The 23233-nt window shown below is 37.0% G+C and carries 17 protein-coding genes and 1 other RNA gene; 14 read left to right on the top strand and 4 right to left on the bottom strand.

Features of this window, described 5'->3' with window-relative positions:
* Nucleotides 1-295 precede the first annotated feature (295 nt).
* From I5677_RS13485 to I5677_RS13450, 8 genes are all read left to right on the top strand, one after another.
* A complete protein-coding gene (locus I5677_RS13485) occupies nt 296-1102 on the top strand; it encodes an FHIPEP family type III secretion protein (RefSeq protein WP_197662161.1) in 807 nt (268 codons plus the stop codon).
* A gap of 194 nt (nt 1103-1296) precedes the next feature.
* On the top strand, nt 1297-2682 hold the full coding sequence (gene amrA, locus I5677_RS13480) for an AmmeMemoRadiSam system protein A (protein WP_197662160.1): 1386 nt from the start codon (nt 1297-1299) through the stop codon (nt 2680-2682).
* On the top strand, nt 2679-3506 hold the full coding sequence (gene amrS / locus I5677_RS13475) for an AmmeMemoRadiSam system radical SAM enzyme (RefSeq protein WP_197662159.1): 828 nt from the start codon (nt 2679-2681) through the stop codon (nt 3504-3506). The genes amrA and amrS overlap by 4 nt, the downstream gene beginning before the upstream one ends.
* Before the next feature lie 76 nt (nt 3507-3582).
* Nucleotides 3583-3738, top strand: coding sequence for a hypothetical protein (locus I5677_RS13470; protein WP_197662158.1), 156 nt, complete (start codon nt 3583-3585; stop codon nt 3736-3738).
* Nucleotides 3739-3977: 239 nt separating this feature from the next.
* A complete protein-coding gene (locus tag I5677_RS13465; RefSeq protein WP_197662157.1) occupies nt 3978-4742 on the top strand; it encodes a TatD family hydrolase in 765 nt (254 codons plus the stop codon).
* A gap of 14 nt (nt 4743-4756) precedes the next feature.
* Nucleotides 4757-5623 carry a 16S rRNA (adenine(1518)-N(6)/adenine(1519)-N(6))-dimethyltransferase RsmA gene (rsmA, locus tag I5677_RS13460; RefSeq protein ID WP_197662156.1) on the top strand — a complete coding sequence of 289 codons (867 nt, stop codon included), beginning with the start codon at nt 4757-4759 and terminating at the stop codon, nt 5621-5623.
* Nucleotides 5624-6232: 609 nt separating this feature from the next.
* Complete coding sequence (carB, locus tag I5677_RS13455) at nt 6233-9451, top strand: carbamoyl-phosphate synthase large subunit (RefSeq protein ID WP_197662155.1); 3219 nt, start codon at nt 6233-6235, stop codon at nt 9449-9451.
* Nucleotides 9452-10005: 554 nt separating this feature from the next.
* Entirely contained in the window at nt 10006-11634 is a 1629-nt protein-coding gene (locus I5677_RS13450) for a DUF6128 domain-containing protein (protein WP_197662154.1), read from the top strand.
* Nucleotides 11635-11789: 155 nt separating this feature from the next.
* Here the strand turns inward: I5677_RS13450 and I5677_RS13445 are convergent, their stop codons facing one another.
* Both I5677_RS13445 and I5677_RS13440 read right to left on the bottom strand, forming a co-directional pair.
* Nucleotides 11790-12383, bottom strand: coding sequence for a GNAT family N-acetyltransferase (locus I5677_RS13445; protein WP_197662153.1), 594 nt, complete (start codon nt 12381-12383; stop codon nt 11790-11792).
* A gap of 27 nt (nt 12384-12410) precedes the next feature.
* Nucleotides 12411-13106 carry an anaerobic ribonucleoside-triphosphate reductase activating protein gene (locus tag I5677_RS13440; RefSeq protein ID WP_197662152.1) on the bottom strand — a complete coding sequence of 232 codons (696 nt, stop codon included), beginning with the start codon at nt 13104-13106 and terminating at the stop codon, nt 12411-12413.
* An 81-nt stretch (nt 13107-13187) separates the two neighbouring features.
* Here I5677_RS13440 and tadA point away from each other — a divergent pair, with 81 nt between their 5' ends.
* The 5 genes from tadA (at nt 13188) to I5677_RS13415 (ending at nt 19707) form a co-directional block, all read left to right on the top strand.
* On the top strand, nt 13188-13661 hold the full coding sequence (gene tadA / locus I5677_RS13435; RefSeq protein WP_197662151.1) for a tRNA adenosine(34) deaminase TadA: 474 nt from the start codon (nt 13188-13190) through the stop codon (nt 13659-13661).
* A gap of 104 nt (nt 13662-13765) precedes the next feature.
* Nucleotides 13766-14027: signal recognition particle sRNA large type (gene ffs, locus I5677_RS13430), an RNA gene on the top strand.
* A gap of 346 nt (nt 14028-14373) precedes the next feature.
* Nucleotides 14374-16707, top strand: a complete 2334-nt coding sequence (locus I5677_RS13425; protein ID WP_197662150.1) for a cyclic nucleotide-binding domain-containing protein — start codon at nt 14374-14376, stop codon at nt 16705-16707.
* A 341-nt stretch (nt 16708-17048) separates the two neighbouring features.
* On the top strand, nt 17049-17771 hold the full coding sequence (locus tag I5677_RS13420; protein ID WP_197662149.1) for an ABC transporter ATP-binding protein: 723 nt from the start codon (nt 17049-17051) through the stop codon (nt 17769-17771).
* Nucleotides 17772-17919: 148 nt separating this feature from the next.
* On the top strand, nt 17920-19707 hold the full coding sequence (locus tag I5677_RS13415; protein WP_197662148.1) for a hypothetical protein: 1788 nt from the start codon (nt 17920-17922) through the stop codon (nt 19705-19707).
* On the opposite strand, the gene I5677_RS13410 is transcribed toward I5677_RS13415, so the two are convergent.
* The gene (locus tag I5677_RS13410; RefSeq protein ID WP_197662147.1) at nt 19697-20038 is read right to left on the bottom strand and encodes an Ig-like domain-containing protein; all 342 of its coding nucleotides are present in this window, start codon (nt 20036-20038) and stop codon (nt 19697-19699) included. The genes I5677_RS13415 and I5677_RS13410 overlap by 11 nt on opposite strands.
* 449 nt (nt 20039-20487) lie before the next feature.
* Here I5677_RS13410 and I5677_RS13405 point away from each other — a divergent pair, with 449 nt between their 5' ends.
* Nucleotides 20488-21789, top strand: coding sequence for a UDP-N-acetylglucosamine 1-carboxyvinyltransferase (locus tag I5677_RS13405; RefSeq protein WP_197662146.1), 1302 nt, complete (start codon nt 20488-20490; stop codon nt 21787-21789).
* Between the two features lie 133 nt (nt 21790-21922).
* Here the strand turns inward: I5677_RS13405 and I5677_RS13400 are convergent, their stop codons facing one another.
* Nucleotides 21923-23005, bottom strand: coding sequence for an HD-GYP domain-containing protein (locus tag I5677_RS13400; RefSeq protein WP_197662145.1), 1083 nt, complete (start codon nt 23003-23005; stop codon nt 21923-21925).
* Between the last annotated feature and the right edge of the window lie 228 nt (nt 23006-23233).

Below are 23233 nucleotides of genomic sequence, written 5' to 3'. Positions count from 1 at the left end.
AAAATAATAAAGTCAATCAATCTAGCTCCCTTGCCAGGGTACCTGTGATTCTAGATGGAAAATAATATAATAAACTAAGTAAATGGATTATGGTTTGCCATATCAGGTGGGTTTAAGGATATAGGAAGAGTGTTTCGAAAATCATTTTATAAATAGATAATTTATTCAGATATAGATATGCTAGAAACGGCTGTAAGTATGATATTGGTTTAGAGGGACCTCAACATAGCGTTGTTTTACTTTAAAGGCCTAGTATGATAATATCATGGTATTATATACGAAAGGGCTGAGGGATATGGGGTTGATTGGTTTTGATGAAAGGCTTGCCATCGCAAGAAAAGAAAAAGGGTACACGCAAGAAGATTTAGCAACAAGATTAGGAGTGACGCCCCAGGCGGTTTCAAAATGGGAACGGGGTAATGGTTACCCCGATATTGAACTTCTATGTTATATCGGAGAAATATTAAATTGCTCTATCGATTATCTTTTGCATAGAGAAACGCAGGGAGAAAAGATAACGGAAAGTAACGATGTGAAACAGAAGATACAGCTTCTTGATAAAATACTGGCAGAACCTTTAGTCATAGAAATGGGTCAGGGACTGGTAGATATTTTTATGGAAGAGAGTAAAAGCGAGTTTAATACAATTCGGGTATTAAGAGAAAAAATGGCCTTGTTATATGGGGTTTTAGTTCCCATAGTTCGCATACGGGATAATGAAGAGTTAGGATTCTTAGAGTACCGAATATTAGCCTATGACAAGGTGATTTATTCAGAGGAGATAGTAGCTAAGGAAGATTTCACCTTTGAGTCTATTTGTTCTCGATTGGAGAAGGTATGTATAGAAAACTATAGTAAGATACTAAACCGACAGATGGTACAGACTCTTGTTGACAATATGATAGATAAATACCCCGCTGTAATTAAAGGTGTCATACCTGATAAAATACCTCTAGCCTTACTTCAAAAAGTTATAGCAACTTTAGTAGAACGGAAGATATCCATACGAAATCTGATTAAGATCATTGAGATTATGGAGGAAGAGGTTCAAAACAGGAAGGACGAGGAGCAATTAATCATGGCTGTAGCTGAGAAAATATAAGAAAGAATAAGCTTAAAACCCGAATAGTCCGGTTTATAAAAGGATATTTGGGTTTATTGCATAATTGGGAGAAAAGAGGTAGAATCTATATGGTCAGAGGTTATATAGAAAAAACGGGTATTGTAAATACGAGATATAGGACTAGAGCTAAATAGTTATGTGTATATAAGTATGAATAGTAAGTAGGTGATGTTATGTCTTTATTAGGAGCATTTATCGTACCCCATCCGCCTTTAATTATACCTGAGGTGGGAAAGGGTGAGGAAAAAATGGTAAGTAAGACGATTGAAAGCTATCATAAGGTGGCAAAACAGATCGCGGAACTTAAGCCGGATACAATTATTCTAACCACGCCCCATTCGATTATGTATTCGGACTATTTTCATATTTCTCCCGGACAGGGTGCTAAGGGGGATATGAAAAGATTTGGGGCAGGTAATGTTAAATTTCAGGTTGCATATGACGAGCTTTTTGTAGAAGCATTGGAAGCGGCGGCAGAAAGAGAAGGCATAGAGGCCGGTACCTTGGGAGAAAAAGATCGAGCTCTGGATCATGGAACCATGGTACCCTTGTATTTTATTAATAGGTATCTGAAGGATTATAAGTTGGTTCGGATTGGTTTATCCGGACTTTCCGTTACGGACCATTATCGCCTGGGAAGATGTATAACTGCAACAGCGGAAAAACTGGATAGAAAGATTGTATTTGTTGCCAGCGGAGATCTATCCCATAAACTGAAGGAGGACGGGCCTTATGGAATAGCACCGGAGGGAGCACAGTTTGACCGTGAAGTAACAGAAGCTATGAAACAGGGAGATTTTCTTAAATTTATGGAGTTTACACCGGACTTTTGTGAAGCAGCAGCAGAATGTGGTTTACGTTCCTTTATCATTATGGCAGGAGCTTTAAATTCGAAAGCTGTAAAAGCGAAGTTTATGTCTTATGAAGGGACATTTGGAGTTGGCTACAGTGTATGTTCCTTCGAACTTACAGGGGAAGATAAGGAGAGAAATTTTGATAAAATATTTGAAGAGAAACAGAAGGCCTATGCCAGAGAAATGCAAAAATACGAGGATACGTATGTGAAACTTGCCCGTTTATCCTTGGAGACTTATATAAAGACAGGAAAATATGCAAAACTTCCCGATGATTTGCCGGAGGAAATGGTGAAAAAGAGGGCAGGAGTATTTGTTTCATTGAAAAAGCACGGGAGCTTACGAGGCTGCATTGGAACTATAGCTCCGGTTACGAACAGTGTGGGGGAGGAGATTTTACGAAATGCCGTAAGTGCTGCCGTAGAGGATCCCCGATTTGCACCGGTCGGTGAACATGAGTTATCGGAACTGGTTTACAGCGTTGATGTCCTGGCAGAGCCGGAACCAATCTCCTCCATGGAGGAACTGGATGTAGAGCGTTATGGGGTGATTGTATCGGCCGGTCGTAGGAGAGGACTACTTCTTCCTAATCTGGAGGGAGTGGATACGGTAGAGCAACAGGTATCAATAGCTAAGAAAAAAGCCGGTATTTATGAGAATGAAGAAGTAAGACTGGAGCGCTTTGAGGTGGTGAGACATAAATGAAATTAGAATGTGAGATATGTCCCCATCATTGCAAGTTAAACGAGGGACAAATAGGTATATGCCATGGCAGAATAAATAAAAACGGAAAAGTGGTAAGTGAAAATTATGGCAAGATAACGGCAATTGCGTTAGATCCAATAGAGAAGAAACCTATATACCACTTTTATCCCGGCAGCAGGATTTTATCTGTAGGTAGCTATGGATGCAATTTAAACTGTCCGTTTTGCCAAAACTGTGACATCTCTATGTCCGGAGGAGATGAATATCCCGGGGATATTGTAAGTCCGGGGGAGCTGGTTAATAAGGCGCTGGAACTTCAAAGCAGGAATAATATTGGGATTGCTTATACCTATAATGAGCCGTTGATTGGTTATGAATACGTATATGACTGTTCTGTCCTTGCAAAGCAAAAAGGCCTTAAAAACATCGTAGTTACTAATGGATATATCAATGAGGAGCCATTTCGTAAGCTGCTTCCACATATTGATGCTCTTAACATTGATTTGAAGGGTTTTACCGATGCTTTTTATCGGGAACTTAGAGGGGATTTAGAAACGGTTAAGAGGTCGATTGAAATGGCAGCGAAGAACTGTCACGTAGAAGTTACTACTCTAGTTATACCGGATAAAAATGACAGTGAAGAGGAGATGGAAGCACTTTCACGATGGATAGCCGGCCTTCATCCTGAAATACCTCTTCATATCTCTCGTTTTTTTCCGAGGTGGAAGATGCAGGATAAGGAGTCGACACCGATAAAAACCATATACCATCTGGCCAAAGTAGCCAGAAAGCATTTAAAACATGTATATGAAGGAAATTGTTGATCATAGGCGGTTTTTCTTTCTTGAATTTACATAAATTCAAGCAGAGATCAGCATACTATTTTTTGAGGTGATAAGAATGAATCAGGAGAAACGAGAAAAAAACAGGCAGAAAAAATTCAATGAAAAGTTCAATAGCATAACCAACTCTGTAAAACCGGAAAATCAAAATCAAGACCACAATGTGAGAAAAGAAGGAGTTGGAAGACAGGATCATAAATACAGATTTAAGTAAAGAAAAGGACAACAGCAGGCAATAACTTAAATGGTTTGGTAAAAGTCTCGTTCTATCATAACAATCCCTCACTAAGAGCGTCGAGAATGGTTAATCCCATTTTACGTCGCTCTTATTCATAGGGGTAATTGATTATGTAATCGGGTTGTAATAAGACGATTGCTGGTGTATAATGGGTAATTATATTATCGGTGAAATAAGTACGCCGTTATATTTGATAAGAAAATGAGGTTGGATAAATGATATTTGAAACACATGCACATTACGAAGACGAAGCATTTGATATAGATCGAGAGGAGTTATTGGATCGATTACCCAAAGAAGGAATTGAATATGTGGTTAATGTAAGCTCCGGTATTGAAACGGTGGATAAGATTACCCAGCTTATGGATAAGTATTCTTATATCTACGGTGCAATAGGAATACACCCAGGTTCCTCCATGGATTTAGATGAGGAGCGATTTCACTGGTTAAGGGAGAAAGCAAAGCATCCTAAAAACTTAGCAATCGGTGAAATTGGTTTGGATTATTATTGGGATACTCCGGACAGAAAAACACAAAAAAACTGGTTTGTTCGTCAGATGGAGATGGCTAAGGAACTGGAGCTACCTTTAGTAATTCATAGCCGAGATGCTGCGAATGATACCTTTGGAATGATGAAGGAAGCGAAAGCAGAGGCTATGGGGGCCATCATCCATTGCTTTGGTTACGGAGTAGAGCAGGCGAAGCAATATCTTAATATGGGATTTTATCTGGGAATAGGAGGAGTAATCACCTTTACCAATGGGAGAAAGTTAAAAGAGGTAGTGGAATATGCCCCTCTCGAACAACTGGTTCTTGAAACCGACTGTCCATATCTGGCTCCGGTACCTCATCGAGGAAAAAGAAATAACTCCTTGTATCTTACTTATATAGCAAAAGAAATTGCCCGAATTAAGAACATGGATTATGAGACAGTTGTAAAAGTTACGTCTGATAATGCAAAAAGATTTTATAGATTATAGCAGAGAGGTAAGAGATGGCGAAGCTGGGAAATCCAAAGAATACGATAGAGATTTTAAATAAATACAAATTCGTTTTTCAAAAAAAATTCGGTCAAAATTTTTTAATCGATACCCATGTATTAGATAAAATTGTTAAGGCGGCGGAAATAACCAAGGATGACTTTGTATTAGAGATAGGACCGGGGATAGGTACATTAACCCAATATCTATGTGAAAATGCCAGGGAGGTAATCGCTGTTGAAATCGACAAGGCTTTAATACCGATTTTGTCTGAGACGTTATCAGAATACCAAAATGTAACGGTATTAAATGAAGATATCTTAAAAATAGACTTAAAAACGCTTATTAAAGAAAGAAACAACGGTAATCCTATTAAGGTAGTAGCTAATCTACCGTATTATATTACAACACCAATCATTATGGATCTTTTTGAACGCCAGATACCTTTAATTAACGTAACGGTTATGGTTCAAAAGGAAGTAGCAGACAGAATGCAGGCATCTCCGGGCTCTAAGGACTATGGAGCCTTGTCCTTGGCAGTACAATATTACGCTAAGCCCTATATTGCCGCCAATGTTCCTCCGAATTGTTTTATGCCTAGGCCGAATGTGGGATCAGCGGTAATCAGACTGTTGTTGCATCAGGATCCTCCTATTATCGTTAAAGATGAAGTATTAATGTTTCGCTTAATTCGTGCTTCCTTTAATCAAAGACGGAAAACTTTGGTGAATGGGCTTAATAATTCACCTGACTTGTCATTTAACAAAGAAGTTATTATGGAAGCGCTTCATAGTCTTGGCCTTTCAGAAAAAATAAGGGGAGAAGCATTATCCCTTAATCAATTTGCCTCCTTAGCTAACCGGCTGAGTGAATTAAACTGATATTTATGCATTGAAGCCATGCTGCCTCATAGGCGGAATGGCTTGTTTTACAGGGAAAAACATGAGATATTGAAAAAGATATTAATAAATAAAAATAAATCTTGCATAATTATTAATAATGGTTTATTATATATTATATAAACTAGATTAAACCTTATCACAAAATTAATGTTTTGAAAATTTTTTAAAATAATGGTTGCATATTTATAAACTTTCGATTATCATATATAGAAATGAAAACGGGTGAGAAAGACCAAAGGGAGAAAGAAGAAAAAATTCACAAATTTTTTTTGCCCATTTTTATAAAAATTATATCATAAATCAGTTTTTATTAGATCATGGAACATTTTACACACTTAAACAAGGGGGTTTAAGGTGCCTCCTATGTGTAAAGAATAGGTATAGTAACCAAGGGAGGCAAAGCCTCCCATCAAGACACTAAAAATTATATTATCTAAGGGAGGCAAAGCCTCCCACCAAGACACTAAAAATTATATTATCTAAGGGAGGCAAAGCCTCCCACCAAGACACTAAAAATCATATATTTCAAGGGAGGCAAAGCCTCCCACCAAGACACTAAAAAATCATATATTCTAAGGGAGGCTTATAATGAAAAAGAGAGATGACATTCACAAGGTACTGATTATTGGTTCAGGTCCGATTATTATTGGGCAGGCATGTGAATTTGATTATTCAGGTACACAGGCTTGTAAGGCATTGAAAAAGCTGGGTTATGAAATCGTACTTGTTAATTCGAATCCCGCAACTATTATGACAGATCCGGGGACGGCTGATGTGACCTATATTGAGCCACTGAATGTGGAGAGGTTGACACAAATTATCGAAAAGGAAAGACCCGATGGTCTGCTCCCGAATCTGGGCGGACAGTCAGGTCTAAATCTTTGCTCAGAATTAGATAAAGCCGGCGTTTTGAAGAAATATAATGTTAAGGTTATCGGAGTTCAGGTGGATGCCATTGAACGAGGTGAAGACCGTATTGAGTTTAAAAAAGCAATGAATTCTCTTGGAATAGAGATGGCAAGAAGCGAAGTTGCGTATACCGTGGATGAGGCATTAGCAATTGCTGAGGAGCTTGGTTATCCGGTCGTAATCCGTCCTGCTTATACGATGGGTGGTGCCGGTGGCGGTCTGGTATATAATGTAGAGGAGTTAAAAACAATTGTTGCCAGAGGCTTACAGGCCAGCTTAGTAGGTCAGGTTTTAGTAGAGGAATCTATCTTAGGATGGGAAGAGTTGGAGCTGGAAGTTGTAAGAGATGCTACGGGAAAAATGATTACCGTATGTTTTATTGAAAATATTGACCCCTTAGGTGTTCATACAGGAGATTCTTTCTGCTCCGCACCAATGCTTACCATAACGGAAGAAGTACAGAAAGAACTTCAACGCCAGGCATATAAAATCGTAGATGCTATTCAGGTAATCGGTGGTACTAACGTTCAGTTTGCTCATGATCCGAATACCGGTAGAATTGTAGTAATTGAAATTAATCCCAGAACCTCCCGTTCATCTGCCCTTGCATCTAAAGCAACCGGTTTCCCGATTGCGTTAGTTTCCGCAATGCTGGCATCCGGCCTAAACTTAAGTGATATACCTTGCGGTAAGTACGGTACTTTGGATAAGTATGTTCCGGACGGCGACTATGTTGTTATTAAGTTTGCTCGTTGGGCATTTGAGAAATTTAAAGGCTCCGAGGATAAGCTGGGTACACAGATGAAAGCTGTAGGAGAGGTAATGAGTATCGGTAAGACCTACAAAGAAGCTTTCCAAAAAGCGATCCGAAGCTTAGAGACAGGACGTTACGGTCTTGGGTATGCAAAGGATTTTGCTGATAAATCAAAAGAAGAGTTACTTAATATGCTTCACCTTCCTACCAGTGAACGTCAATTTATTATGTATGAGGCATTAAGAAAGGGAGCAACCGTAGAGGAGCTTTTTGAATTAACAAAGATTAAAGCTTATTTTATCGAACAGATGAAAGAATTGGTAGAAGAGGAAGAAGCTTTAAAAGCTTATAAGGGAAGCGTTCCACCGGTGGATGTATTAAAAAGTGTAAAATTAAACGGATTTTCGGATAAGTATTTAAGCAAAATTCTTAATATACCAGAAAAAGAAATTCGTGAAAGCAGAATAAAAGCCGGAATTAAGGAAGCCTGGGAAGGCGTTCATGTAAGCGGTACCGAGGACGCCAAATATTATTATTCCACCTATCATTTAAAGGAAGATCAGTCCCCTTGCACCGACAATAAGAAAATTATGATCCTTGGCGGCGGACCGAATAGAATTGGTCAGGGTATCGAATTTGACTATTGTTGCGTTCATGCTGCCTTTGCTTTAAAAGATCTGGGATTTGAAACCATTATTGTAAACTGTAATCCGGAAACCGTATCAACCGATTATGATACCTCCGATAAACTTTATTTTGAACCCTTAACCTTAGAGGATGTATTAAGTATCTATGAGAAAGAAAAGCCTCTTGGAGTTATTGCTCAGTTTGGAGGACAGACACCGCTTAATCTTGCAGCTGAATTAAAAGAAAACGGAGTGAATATCTTGGGTACCACTCCGGAGACAATTGACCTAGCAGAGGATAGAGATCAATTCCGTGCCATGATGGACAAACTAAATATACCGATGCCGGAATCCGGTATGGCGGTTAATGTGGAGGAAGCCCTTCAAATTGCCAGTAAGATAGGATATCCTGTTATGGTTCGTCCCTCCTATGTACTGGGTGGACGTGGTATGGAAATCGTTCATGATGATGCCAGCCTTGAGGTTTATATGAATGCTGCGGTTGGCGTTACCCCAGACAGACCAATCCTTATTGATCGCTTCTTAAGTAACGCTCTTGAGTGTGAAGCAGATGCAATCAGTGATGGTGTGGATGCCTTCGTTCCTGCTGTTATGGAACACATTGAATTGGCCGGAATTCACTCCGGAGACTCCGCTTGTGTTATTCCATCCTTGAATATCACGCAGGATAATATCAATACTATAAAGGAATATACCATGAAGATTGCGAAAGAAATGAATGTATGTGGCTTGATGAACATGCAGTATGCAATTGAGAATGGAGTAGTGTATGTTCTTGAAGCTAATCCGAGGGCGTCCAGAACGGTACCTTTGGTTTCTAAGGTATGCAACATCCAGATGGTTAAGCTGGCAACTCAGATTATCACTGGCAAGCTTACAGGTAACCCTTCACCGGTGAAGGGCTTAAAGGAAAGCAAGTTTACCCATTATGGTGTGAAGGAGGCAGTATTCCCGTTCAATATGTTCCCGGAGGTTGACCCGGTATTAGGACCGGAAATGCGCTCTACTGGCGAAGTTCTTGGTTTGGCAGAGACCTTTGGTGAAGCCTTCTACAAAGCACAGGAAGCAACTAAGACCAAGCTTCCGGAAACCGGTACGGTACTAATCAGTGTAAATGATCGGGATAAAGCAGAAGTAGTTGAGGTGGCGAAGGGATTTGCAGAATGCGGCTTTAAAATACTGGCAACCGGTGGAACTTACGATTTAATTACAGCGAGTGGAATAACTGCAGAGAAGATTTATAAGCTACATCAGGGTAGACCCAATATTATAGATGCAGTTACCAACAAAGAGATTGACATTATCGTAAATACACCAATTGATAAAAAGAGTGCCGATGATGACAGTTATATCAGAAAAGCAGCGATTAAGGGTAAAATCAGTTATGTAACCACAATGGCAGCAGCCAAGGCTACGATTGCCGGTATTAAAGCTATTAAAAACAATAGTGCGGTTGGAGTAAAATCCCTTCAGGATTTCCATAAAGAAATCCAATAAACCGTAAAAAGTAATATAGAATAACCGTAACAATGAAGTAATCATAAAGGATTGTTGCAAAATAAATCAGCTGAGAAATATGACTTACCTCACACACAGGTTGAAGGACACATTATTGATTATGGAACCTTAATCGAACATATTTGTTCGCTCTAGTCATGCATAATCAACAACATGTCCGTTAAACAGTGGATTACGGTAAATCATATCCCCTACTTATTAATTTTGCAACAGCCCCAGTCAATTTAAAATCAACTAAAACAGTCCCGGTATGAACACCTGGGGCTGTTTTTAATATATAGGAAATTTCTCCGAATTTCCTATATATTAAAAATCCTTCCAGGTAGGATGCACCTGTTAAGTGAGAGTCTGCTCGGAATAACTGGTGGTTGTATCACGAATTCAGTACCTAAGAGTAAAAGTGAAATTGCATTTATATACCCTGTAATATGAGAATGGTTAAGGTTTGGAATAATGGGAGATTTATAGGAATATATTTAATAGAATTATGTGATAATCCAAAATGGTATCAGTAAAAGTAAGGGAGTGATTTTTTGGCTGATTATAAAAGACTGATTTCGTATATGTATCAGTACGAAAATGGAGTTAAGAAGAAAAATGTAGGATATGCCCGGGTAGAGGCACGAAACGGACAATGTAAAATTACGTTACATATGCAATTACTGGGCCTTTTGGACGGTATCTTTCCAACCTATTTAATTCAAAGACAGAAGGATGATATGGAGCTGGTTTATCTGGGGGATTCTGTATTAAAAAACCAGGTTATGGATAGTAAGTTGACTACCAAGGAGACTAATATTATGAATTCGGGATTAGCTTTATCCGATATGGGTGGCCTGCTCCTCTTTCTAAACGAACATGTATTTTATGCCACAGAGTGGGATGATATGCCGATTGTGCATGAAGAGGTAATGGCTGCCTTAAAGCCCAAACCACAGGAAGAAGAAACAAAAGAATTAGAAAAGTCATCAAAGGCCCTTCAACCAGTTACGAATTCCTATGATGATTATGATGATTTGGCAGAAGCTATGTTTTTAAAAAGAAAGAAAAAAGATCCGGTTATAACAACCTTCCCTGAAGATGATGAGGTCGAAAGTTCAAGAGCTGCTGAAAAAAAAGAATTCGAATCTGTAACCAAAGAAGGAGATGAGGGCGGGGCGGAATCTGAGAACTTAGAGTATAATAAGGACAACGCAGTAGAGGAAATTGAGAAAGTCCAAGAAACGGATGAGATGGAAGTCCAAGAACCTGAAGGTGCAAAAGATCACGAAAGTACCCATAACTCTCGAAAAATAAAGGCACCGGAAGAAATAGCAGAATCAAATGATGCTGAGGGCACCCAAGCAGAAGAGGTATTTAGTAACATTGATCCCGTAGAAAAAAGCGTAACAAAAAAGACCGGAACACAACAGGCAGCTTCCCTTACTAAGGATAATACCGGGCAGAAACAAAAAGAAGATGAGTACCCGGATTTTAGTGGACATGGATCAGCAAAAGAAGAGCTCAAAACACCATTTTATAAAATGCCTAGAGGATGGAAGACCGTTGAAGGTGTACAAAAACCGAATTACAGCGTAAAACCGGTTAAGGTTGAAACGGCGAAGATCAAAGAAAATACTAATTCAGAGGCAACAGAGGCTAAGCCGAAGGAAAAACCGGAGATGAAAACTAATGTAAATCCTAATGTTAAGCCGATTGCAAGGCCGGTTATAAAACCCGTTGCCCATGGATCTGATAGAATAAATGATTTGAACGATAGAGATGAAAGTAATGAGAGCTATACCGGGAAAGAAGAGAGCCAAGAGAATGCTGTGGCAACGAAAATATTCGCTTCTTATCCAAGGATTTATCCTTTTGAGGATAATGAAATTACTATCTGTGTAAAAATAGAACCTAAGGATATCGGATTTTTACCGGCAGAGGTATGGACACTTAGTAATAACAGCTTTTTACTGCATGGTTATTATTGCTACCATCATTTAATATTTGCGAAATTAAATGACCGTTATGGCGGCAGATATATTCTTGGGGTACCGGGAATTTATCATAACAGGGAGCGTTTCATGGCAAGAATGTTTGGATTTGAAAACTTTAAGTCGATAAGAAAAAGAGATCTTAGACAAGGGGATTTCGGCTATTGGCACCTCCCTATTCCTATGTGATAAGACAATAATTGACAAAACGCGTGTTGTTAATAAATACAGGTATCAAAAGCCTTAAGAGCTAAAAATAAAAAGTTCTGTATAACAGAGATCTTATTATGAGCATTTAAGGAAATTGATACCTGATTTCTGTTTTTATAGGTTATTGATATGGATTATATGTCGAAAGAATTATATTTGATTAAATGATCGAGATTTTGATCGTTTGGATGAATGAGTGAATAACGCCGGTGATCCGTCCATAAACCGTTTATTTGGGCATAGGAAAAGGAGAAACCCTCATATATAAAATGAAGTTTTTCTATTAATCTTATGGAGGGATGATTGTTTGGCATAATAAAAGCTTCTATCCGGTGTATATTACACTCTTCAAATAAAACTTCAATCCCTTTTTGGATGCTTTCATAGGCATAGCCCAGGTGCTGATGCTTTTGGCCGAATTTATATCCAAGGCAACAGCTTTGGTAAGGTCCTCTAAGAAAATTCTGAAAACAGAAAGAGCCTATGATTTCGTCCGGATTATCCTTTAAAAATACCCAATATCTTAACAATTTACCCTCCAGCATCTGGTGGTATTCCATGGAAAGAGATGATTTTTGATAGGATAATGTATAAAAGTTTTCACTTCTTTTTGGTTCCCAAGGTTCAAAGATTACTTTGTTTTCTTCATAAAAAGAAAGAACCAAATTTGCAGCTTCTTTATTCAGAATTTTGATTGATAACCGAGGTGTTTCAAAAGACATTAACATAAAGTCGGCCTCCGTTTAAACATTTTCCTAATCAATTCCTCTGATAGAGACATTAGTTACATACGGTTTAAGAAGCTTTGCATATAGTAATATGGTATCCTTTGAAGGGCTACTTAGACCGGGAGAAAGGATGTCCTGGGAATCTTTATAGGCTTGCAGATAATATGCTCTTGCGCCTTCAATCCATTGTCCGATGGATAGAACATCCTGTTCGGTATGATGCTCTCTGACAAGGGTTGTCCGAAACTCATAATCGAGAGTTCCATTAAGTAAATAGGACACGCTTTCATCGATTTTATCAGTATTATATTCGGTAATACCGATGGAAAGACCATAATTCTTCCTAGAATTTTTAATGTCCATTGCCACATAATCAATCAATCCTGCATTCGAAAGTTGTTTTAACATGTCGGGGTTAGTGCCATTGGTATCTAATTTAACCTTAAAGCCCATGGTCTTTATTTCTGCAATAAAAGCCGGAAGATCTTTATAAAGAGTTGGTTCGCCACCGGTTATGCAGATGCCTTCTAACAGGTTTTTTCTCTTTTTCAGATATGATAGGACCTCCTCGGTTGGAATAACGGGCTGGGAGCTTACGCCGGTTACCAGGGAAGCGTTATGACAAAAAGGGCATCTCATATTGCAGCCACCGAGAAAAATTGTAGCCGCCAGATGCTTCGGATAATCCAGTAGGGTAGTTTTGTTAAAGCCATGTATCTGCATATTGTCACCTCAATAGGGTTATGATACAATTACTATATCAGATTTGGGTGGTCTAGTCCAGATGAAAAGGATACGGAAAGCATGAATGAAAAATATATGAAGGAAGCTCTCAAGCAGGCCAAGAAGGCGATTCGTTTAGGAGAAGTACCGATTGGATGTATAATCGTTTATGAGGATAAAATCATAGGCAGAGGGTATAATAAGAGGAATACAAAAAAGACAACCTTGGCTCATGCGGAGCTAATCGCCATTGAGAAAGCGAGTAAAGCGATGGGAGACTGGAGGCTGGAGGATTGTGTTATGTATGTGACCTTAGAGCCTTGCCAGATGTGTGCCGGTGCAATCGTTCAATCAAGAATGAAGAAGGTGGTTGTGGGCACAATGAATCCTAAAGCCGGTTGCGCAGGCTCTATATTAAATCTACTGCAGATGGAGGAGTTTAATCACCGGGTTGAACTGGTGACCGGTGTTCTGGAAAAGGAATGTACAGATATTCTTCAGACTTTCTTTAAGGAGCTTAGAATTCGTAATAAAATGGAAAAGCTTGAGGGTTGACATTCCTATCGAAAAGCTATATACTTGGCATACAGCTTTTTGCTAAACTAAATATATATTTGAAATTATAGCAAAAGGCTACGTATAATTTTGTCAAAAGATTTCCGTGCAGCCGGGGAGATAGCGGTGCCCTGTACCTGCAATCCGCTACAGCAGGGGTGATGTTCTGCCCAGGGTGACTTACTGTAGGGCTGCCCTTTATAAGTGATGTTGACGTCTGGGTCTTACGCAACAGGAATTTGTGAACCGTGTCAGGTCAGGAATGAAGCAGCACTAAGCAAAAGCTCTTGTGTGCCGTGAGGCTGCCTGGACCGAGTTAACTGTAAAGGTAACGCTTATGGTAGGCATTCAAAGCAGAACGCACGGAATTAATAATATAAATAGCAGGATGTCGTAAAACGATTGATTTGAATTAAATGATTGAGTTTGTTGTATAGAAAACGAATATATGAGATAGCGGGTTATTGAGGAAACTCAATAACCCGCTTTTTAGGCAAATTCAATTAAGAATTTTATCCTAATTCTGCAAAAGGTGACAATTAACTCTTTTGGTTATATGGTTTTTGTTATATAATAGAATAAGAGCAGCAAAGGTGCTGTGTATCTTCATAACACAATATATTGTTTTAACATATCAATTTGAATATCAATATATTGTAACGAAAAATATTATACTGGTGTCTCATATTACAATGGACGGGAGCGGTAATATATGGAATGGAAGATTAATCCCAATACAGTGAATCAGTTAGCAAAAGGAACCGTTATTTTTAAAGAAGGTGATCCGGTTCTCAGTATTGTACTTTTAATAAAAGGACGGGTAATATTACATAATAACGGAGCAAAGATTTTATTAAACTCCGGAACATTTCTGGGGTTAAACGATTTGTATTTTGGAACATATCAAAGTACCTATACCGCACAGGATGATAGTATTGTATTTGTATTTACTCTAAACAGGGTAGAGGATTTAGAGTCAATCATTTCATCAAACAAGGAATACAATGGGTTTATGGTAGCCTCATTAAACAAGATTATTTTTGAACTTGATCAGATATATCAGGATGTGATAAAACACAGAACGAATCTTTGTAGATTTATCACCGACAATTATTCAGATTATAGGAAGTATGCAAAAAAGCTGGGCTATGAGGCTCGGACCTCAGAGATGATAGAGGCTTTATCTGAAACGGAATATGATATAGAATTGATTAGAAACAGAATTGAGTATTATAAAGAATGTCATCGCTTACCTATGGAAGTAATTAAGTCGTTTTACTCTCATGGAAATAGTATTACAATTTATCAAATTGAAGAACAGGTGGATGTTATAAATCAATTGATTGGCGTATTAAAGGAACTGTCTAAGGAGCTAGCTATTATGGCCGACTGCCTGGTGAATGACAGCAATACATGTATATACCAGTTAATTGCATTCCTTGCAATCGAGGTGAGTCATGCCGGAGGAGACAATAGCGATATTGTTGATACCATGGATAATGTGATTGAAGAGATTAATAAGGTAGAAAAGCTTTATGATCGTAAGCTAGGGTACAAGTTGTCAGTGAACAGAAAAGGTATGGAAGAAGCTTATCACATTTTACTTACGGATAAAAAGGGTCAGAATAATTCGCGATACGAGGATAAAAATGAAGCAGAGGATACTTCCTCAAAGATATTATCAGAAATGGAGAATTCATTTCAAAAGATTATAGGATTTGCTGAAATTTCACAGGACAGAGCAAAGGAAATGGAAGCAAACATCCGTGAATTTATTAATTTAAAAGATAGGATGGCGACTGATGATAATACAAGATTAATTCGTAAGCAGTTAACGGATAACTACTATGAATTATATCTAGCAGTATTCTTAAAAGCCTATAGTGCAAACGAGATACCGAAGATCGTTGACCTGTTTTTAAAGTACGGTTATGCGGATGAGCGCCTGTTAACGAAGGAACAGCTTTTAAATCTATATAATTTAGAGGATACTCGCGTAGATACTTCCTACAACATATATAATATAAAAGATTGGTTGACGCTGATATATGAAGGTAAGAAGGAACCCTCTAAGAATGAATTCGACTTAGAGTATCCGGATATGCTACTGACTTTAAAAAAACAGGGTAAATTGACAGAAAGAGATGTCAGAGAATGGTCAGAAGATAGATTACGGAAATTGGAGTATGAAATCCAGAATATGTTCCGATATAACAACAGAACTACTAATGGGCAAATAAGTACCTTTGTACCGATATTATATAAAGATACGATAACCAACGATTTAGAAAAGATATTGGTTACCGGTGTTAAAGTAATTAATGCAATGAATGAATTATTGAATATCGATTATTCCATATTCGACAGAGAGGTTCTTTATTCAAGTAAAGAGAATAATATTGTAAAAGAATATATAATAAAAACGGTATATCCGGATATTATTCTTATGCCAGTCGTGGGGATGAACGGAGTTATGTGGCAGGATATCACAGGCAGAAAAAGAGATAGTTGTGGACGTTTTCTTCTGCCGAGCTTTTGTGAATACGGATTAACCGCAATACTCACTCGGATTTTTGGAAGATTTCGGTGGGAGATGTGCAGAACGATTGAAGGCACGGCGTGGAATGATATTAAACATAAATCCCTTACTTCAGAGTACTCGGATTATCTACAGTTTTATCGTAAAAACAAAGAGTTATCCGAAGAAAAGAAAGAAAAAATAAAATTGCAAATTCAAAAGGGCCGGAACAGTAGTAGAGAAGTTTTTGTTCTTGATTATGAACAGTGGATAAAATACGAATCAAGAGGAGCGATTAAACTAAATAAACCGGTCAGAGAGATAATGGCAACTTATTGCCCATTCTCTAAAGAAATCCGTGATAAACTTATACATCAACCAATGTTTGAAGAAGCTATGGCTAGATTTATAAAAGACAGACAGAAAAAAATCAGGGATATTGAAGCAAGACACCGTATGCTAAATAAAGATCAGATTGAACTGACGAAGGAACTGATTGATACGCTAAACTATTATTTGGACCGATAACAAAATAACGGTTATAATAAAGGATATTAATAAGACGGAAAATAGGATTCACTTAGCAAGAACATATTTCATAGATCTGTTTATCTGATAAGAAGGGAATAAAATCAGTAAATAAATCGGTAATATGTCTATCCATTGGGCGTAGGGAATTCTATGTTTCGTCTTTTCTTATGTCAAGTAATTTTTAAGAAAGACTGTTCATTCTATTCATAATAAAATCTTGATATTTTCTATATTGTTACAAAAAAATACATGTATGGTACTTGTAGAATCAGGATACAGATGGTAGTATAGAAGTTAAGTAATAAAGTTCAATTCGTTCTTTTTTGGAGGAGCTTCGGGTGCTGGAATTAATCAATGTTAAAAAATATTATAACAATAATAAAGCAGTCGATGGAATCTCTTTTTGGGTTGATAAAGGTGAAGTATTAGGTTTAATTGGAGCCAACGGTGCTGGAAAATCAACCACAATTTCAATGATAGCTACACTAAGCAAACCGGATAGCGGAAATATCTTTTATGAAGGACAGGATATCGTTAAAAACCCTAAAATCATGAGAAAAAATCTTGGATATGTGCCGCAGGAAACAGCTTTATATCCTTCCTTAACCGGGAGGGATAATTTAAGGTTTTGGGGCAGAGCCAATCATGTTAGAGGTATTCACTTAAAACAACGAATACATGAAGTGTGTACAACAATTAATATTACGGATGAAATTTTAAATAAAAGAGTAAATAGTTATTCAGGGGGAATGAAACGAAGGGTGAACATAGGTGCAGCACTTCTTCATAACCCGAATCTTGTTATTATGGATGAGCCAACGGTCGGTCTCGATGTGGAATCTCGAAATCAAATACTATTGGCAATCAATGAATTAAAAAGACAGGGTACCAGTGTAATTTATACCGGTCACTATATGGAGGAAATGGAAAAAATCTGTGACAAGATATGTATTATCGACAGAGGAAAATGTATTCTTTTCGGTGAGATAAAGCAGCTATTAGATAAGAGTAAAAGTTTAGAACAACTGTATTTAGAGATAACACAAAATTCACAGGCCTAGTATAAGTAGTCTGTATGTAATACAAAACCTTAACTTTTATAGAATATACCAAAAGTAGGATTTTGGTTAAAACAAAATAAAACACAAAAGGGGCACTTTCATAGTTATTTTACGTTTGTTTCTATACAAACGAATGGAGGTATAAAACATGGGAAGCTATGAAATAATTGTAAAAACAGAAGAGATAAAAAAACGGGTTCAGGAGGGGGATTACACATCCGCACAGATAATTCTGGATACATTGGAATTAAAGAAGGTAAAAAACACCTCAGATATGAGTCTTATGGCTGAAGTGTTTATTTATAATGAAAGATATGAGGAAGCCTATGAACTGCTTCTTAAAATTTATCATAAATCGAAACTTAGAAAAGTTTTATATCAGTTGGTGTGGGTATGTATTAAACGAAAAAATACGGACGATGCCATCCGATATCTTGAGGAATATGAAAAAATTGCTCCAAAGGATTTCTATAAATACATATTACGTTATAAAATTGATAAATTACTGGGAAAACCATACGACGTTTTAATTGAAACACTGAAAACTCTGAAAGAAACTGAATATATGGAGCAGTGGGCCTATGAACTGGCTAAGCTATATTACAAGGCAGGCATGGAGAAAGAATGTATTAAGGAATGTTCTGACATAATACTATGGTTTGGTGAAGGAAGCTATGTAGAAAAGGCGAGAATTCTAAAAGCATACTACTTAGGTGAAGCAGATAAAGAGGAAATCATTGAAGGGCTAAAAAAAAGAGCCTCAGAGGAGACGCATCATAGTAAAACCGAAGAAAATCAAGAATTTGGTGATTCTGATAAGAATTCGAACGAAGAGGAGCTGTATCAAAACAGGTCTGACAGCGATAATGCTTTCGAACAGGAAACTGATAAAGATGAACAAAATCTTATGTATGAGGATCATTCGTTTTATGTAGATGATACAAACGAGTTGAACGAATCCATATTACCAGAGAGTATAAAAAAAGATGTTAGGGATATCATGGCTTCTGATTTGCAAAAGGATATGGTTGGAGAAGGTAGGTCGGAGGAAAAGCAGTATAATACTGGTCTGGTTACGAATAAAGAACTGGCGGAACTGGAAGTCGAGGATGAACTTTATCGTCTCCTTGAAGAAGAGAATATGGATGAGGATGATCTGTTCTTGGAAAAGCTTTCCGAGGATTTAAGTATTGAGCTGAAAGAAGTGTTTGGCAACTTTCTTCCGGTTAAGGCAATTAAAAAGCAACTAGTCAAAAGTATAGAGATCATATTGGATCAACAAACAAAGACAACCCTTATGATTATAACGGGGGCAGCTGGTTCCGGAAAAACAACTCTTGCGAAAGATATCTCTGTCTTTTTAAACCGAATTGGTAAACTGAAATCACCCAAAGTAGCTAAAATATCTGCGGATAGTTTAAACAAGATTGACCTCATGCAAAAGAAGGACGCTCTAAGAGATTGCTGCGTAGTAATTGAACAAGCCAGCGAGTTAAAGAAACCGGCAATTGATAAATTATTAGAATTAATTGAGTATTTAGATGGTGAGATTGCAGTTGTTTTTGAGGAAAACAAAAAAAATATGAATAAGCTGTTTAGAGAATGTCCGAAATTAATGGATTTATTTAAAAACAGAATTCATTTACCAAGTTACACCAAAGAAGATCTATTACGTATTGTATATGCAGGCTTTCGGTTACAAGAATACCGTTTGCATCCTCAGACACAAACGGTAATAAGAGATCTGGTTTATGAAATTACGAATCAGATGAAACCGGAGATACAGCTTTATAAAATACAACAGCTAATAATGTCTTCTATTTCAGCCTCTGATCAAAGATTGGGTAAGCAGTTAACAAGTCTGGTAACAGAAGGTAGACTTGGTGAAGCCAATCTGCAATGGATCTATCCGGAAGATTTACCGGTCACACTTTAAATTGTATGGTAATATCATTGGGAAGCTTTTGTCCTTTCTTTGACATCACATTGTTGGTTACATGTAAAAGGTAAGATTCGTTTTTTGTATATGGTTCCAACGGTTCAATTTCAATATAATTGTTTACTGTGTCGTATCGAATATTTGTTTTCAAAGGGGCCATATTTAGGGATGTCACATATAGATTTTTGTTATTAACGGTAGTGGGATTGAGTGGAGCAGTAAATTTAATTCTCCATACAAAATTATTGGTTTTAAATTTTAAATCTTGCTTTACCCGGTTTTTTTCTCCGCCTGAAACAGATTCTATTGTAATAAATTTGGATGCCATTAGACTCACCTCCATTTATATGCTAGTTGTTTAATTTAATTATAACATGTTTTCTAAAAAGTTCAACAATTTTGAACAAATGACAATTTTTGTGACTACAATTCGACAAATCATAGGATACTCTGGTAATAAATCGAATAAATATTAATAATGGATTTGAAATTACAGATGGTAAACCGTAAAATAATTACCTCTATAGAATCAAACCTATGTACGAATATTAAACATCAAGCTACTTAAAATATAAATATAAAAAGAAAAAGGAGATGAACAAAATGGTAGAATATGGAGAATTATCGTGTATTAAAATGCATATGTTTTTACAAAAAACAATTTACAAACACACACTTTATGGTATAATCAAATTGGTGGATAAAATTTAACAAATTATTGACTCATTTTATATGCAAAATTTACAAACAAAAGTACGATAAAATATGAGGTGTGCAATGGAGCAATATATAATAAAAGGCGGGAAACCGTTAATTGGAGAAGTTACAATTGGCGGCTATAAAAATGCTGCGCTTGGAATTATAGCAGCAGCTATTATGACGGATGAAACTGTAAAAATTGAAAATGTTCCTAATATTAGTGATATAAATGTATTGCTACAAGCGATAGAAGATATAGGCGGTAAGGTAGACAGAGTTAATAAAAATACAATCAAAATTAACGGGGCTAAAATTAATTCTGTTAATGTTGATTTTGATTATGTAAGAAAAATCAGAGGTTTCTTTTATTTGGTAGGAGCTTTGCTTGGTAAATATAAAAAGGCACAGGTTGCGCTACCCGGAGGATGTAATATAGGTAGCAGGCCGATTGACAGACATATAAAAGGATTCGAAGCTCTTGGCTCTGATGTAAAGATTGAACATGGTTTGATTTGTTGTAAGGCAGAGCAACTCACCGGAGCTAATATATATTTCGATGAATCCAGTGTGGGAGCAACCATTAATACAATGCTGGCAGCATGTATGGCAGAAGGTCAGACAGTAATCGAAAACGCAGCGAAAGAACCACATGTTGTGGATGTAGCGAACTTTTTAAATAGCATGGGAGCCAATATTAAAGGAGCAGGAACGGATGTAATCCGTATTAAAGGAGTTCCTAAACTTCATGGCAGTGAATATTCAATCATACCCGATCAAATCGAAGCCGGAACTTTTATGTTCGCGGCAGCAGCTTCAAAAGGGGATATCTTAATTAAAAATGTAATTCCTAAGCATCTAGAGGCATTTACAGCGAAGCTTTTAGAAATAGGTGCTCAAGTGGAAGAGTTTGATGATGCTGTTAGAGTGATTGCCAATGGAAGATTAGGTAATACCCATGTCAAGACATTAGTATATCCAGGGTTTTTAACCGATATGCAACCACAGATGACAACCTTATTGTCTATATCCAGTGGTACCAGTATTGTTACGGAAAGTATTTTTGAAAATAGATTTAAATTTGTTGATGAGTTAACCCGTATGGGTGCATCCATTAAGGTTGTAGAAAGTAATACGGCAATTATAACGGGTGTAGAACGACTTACGGGTGCGGTTGTAAGTGCACCGGATTTACGTGCCGGAGCTGCACTGGTAATAGCAGGATTAATGGCAGAAGGTTATACGATAGTTGAGAATGTTGAATTTATTGAACGAGGCTATGAGAATTTTGAGAGTAAAATGCAGAAACTTGGAGCTGCAATGGCCAAAATCGATTCAAACGATACAAAGGCAATTCGAAAATTTAAACTAAAAGTAAGTTAATCGTTATTCTAAACATATAAAAGAGGCTTATTAAGGAATATTTAATCCTTAATAAGCCTCTTTTATATGTTTAGAATAATAGTTTCATAATAAAGAAGTTATCTGTATTTATCTACAGTCAATTAATTAGATATTAAATTAAGGACTCGATATATAGATTTCGGTGTTTTGATAAATCAATAAATTGATCATTCACTTTAACTACAGGGCGTGATAACTCAAATCGATTGATTAATACAATCTCACCCTCTTTCTTATCGTTTAGACGAACATTATTATGTATGTAGGTTTGAACGATACCTTCCAAGAAAGTCATAATATATTTAGGGTCATATTTCGTATAACCCTCAGTCTCAAAAATGCTAACTACTTCAAAGGGGCATAGAGGACCTCGGTATACCCGTGCACAGGTCATAGCATCATAAACATCAGCAATAGAAACCAGCTTGGCGAACGGCTCTATGTGCTCATTTGTAAGGCCATAGGGATAACCGCTTCCATCACATCGTTCATGGTGCATAAGAGCCGCATTTTTAATACGGGAATCAATATTCTTGTCCTTTAACAGATTATATCCTCGAAGGGCATGAGTCTTAATGGTTGTATATTCTTCCTGTGTAAGTTTAGCCGGTTTTGTAATAATATCTGAAGGAATTAAAAGCTTACCTAAATCATGGAGCAGCCCACAAAGAGTTATAACCTCTAAATCTTCAGGACTAAAATGCAGCCATTTTCCAATAATATTACATATTAAGGATACATTTAAACTATGAACATAAGTGGTATCATCAAATTCTCTCATACAATGGAGCATGTTAAACAACTCTATATTTGTATTACATTGATATAATATCTTTGACAGATCTGTTAATAAATGATCCGTATCAATTTCCTTATCGTTGGTAACAATATTATTCAAAGTGTTTTGAAAATCATTTACAGTACTGATATATGCTTTATGAAAGCGTCTGAAAGCCTCACTTTTTTTGATTTCTTCATAAAAGGTGGTTTCAATAATAGTGTTTTCCTTTTCTATGATATTTGTATCAGTTAGAACGGATAAATCGGTGATTGAGTAGAATTCTAAACGAGTAATAATTTTATCTGATAAGGTGGTATCCTTGGCTATGACAAGATGATGGTCTTTTGTATAAACATCCTCAGCTACTATCATACCGGGCACAGCCTGAGCTGTTAAAATTTTTGCCGCTTTCATAATGATCATGCAAGGGGCTGTTGGCAAAGGAAGCTTTCGGGTGTATGATAGCACCCAAAGAGCATATCCATTATGCTATTACCCCACTCCTTTCACGATAATTCATTAATTTAGTACAAATGTAGTTATTAACTTAGCATATAAAAACAGTATATGAAAAATATGTATAAAAGTCAATCTTTTTGTAAATATATGTCCATTGTGTAAACAATTATCGGTTTTAACGAA

Origin of the sequence: Mobilitalea sibirica, assembly GCF_015999265.1 — a bacterium.
Classification (GTDB): Bacteria; Bacillota; Clostridia; order Lachnospirales; family Lachnospiraceae; genus Mobilitalea; species Mobilitalea sibirica.
The sequence above is the reverse complement of the archived record's forward strand: the minus strand, read 5'-3'. Positions and strand labels throughout refer to the sequence as shown.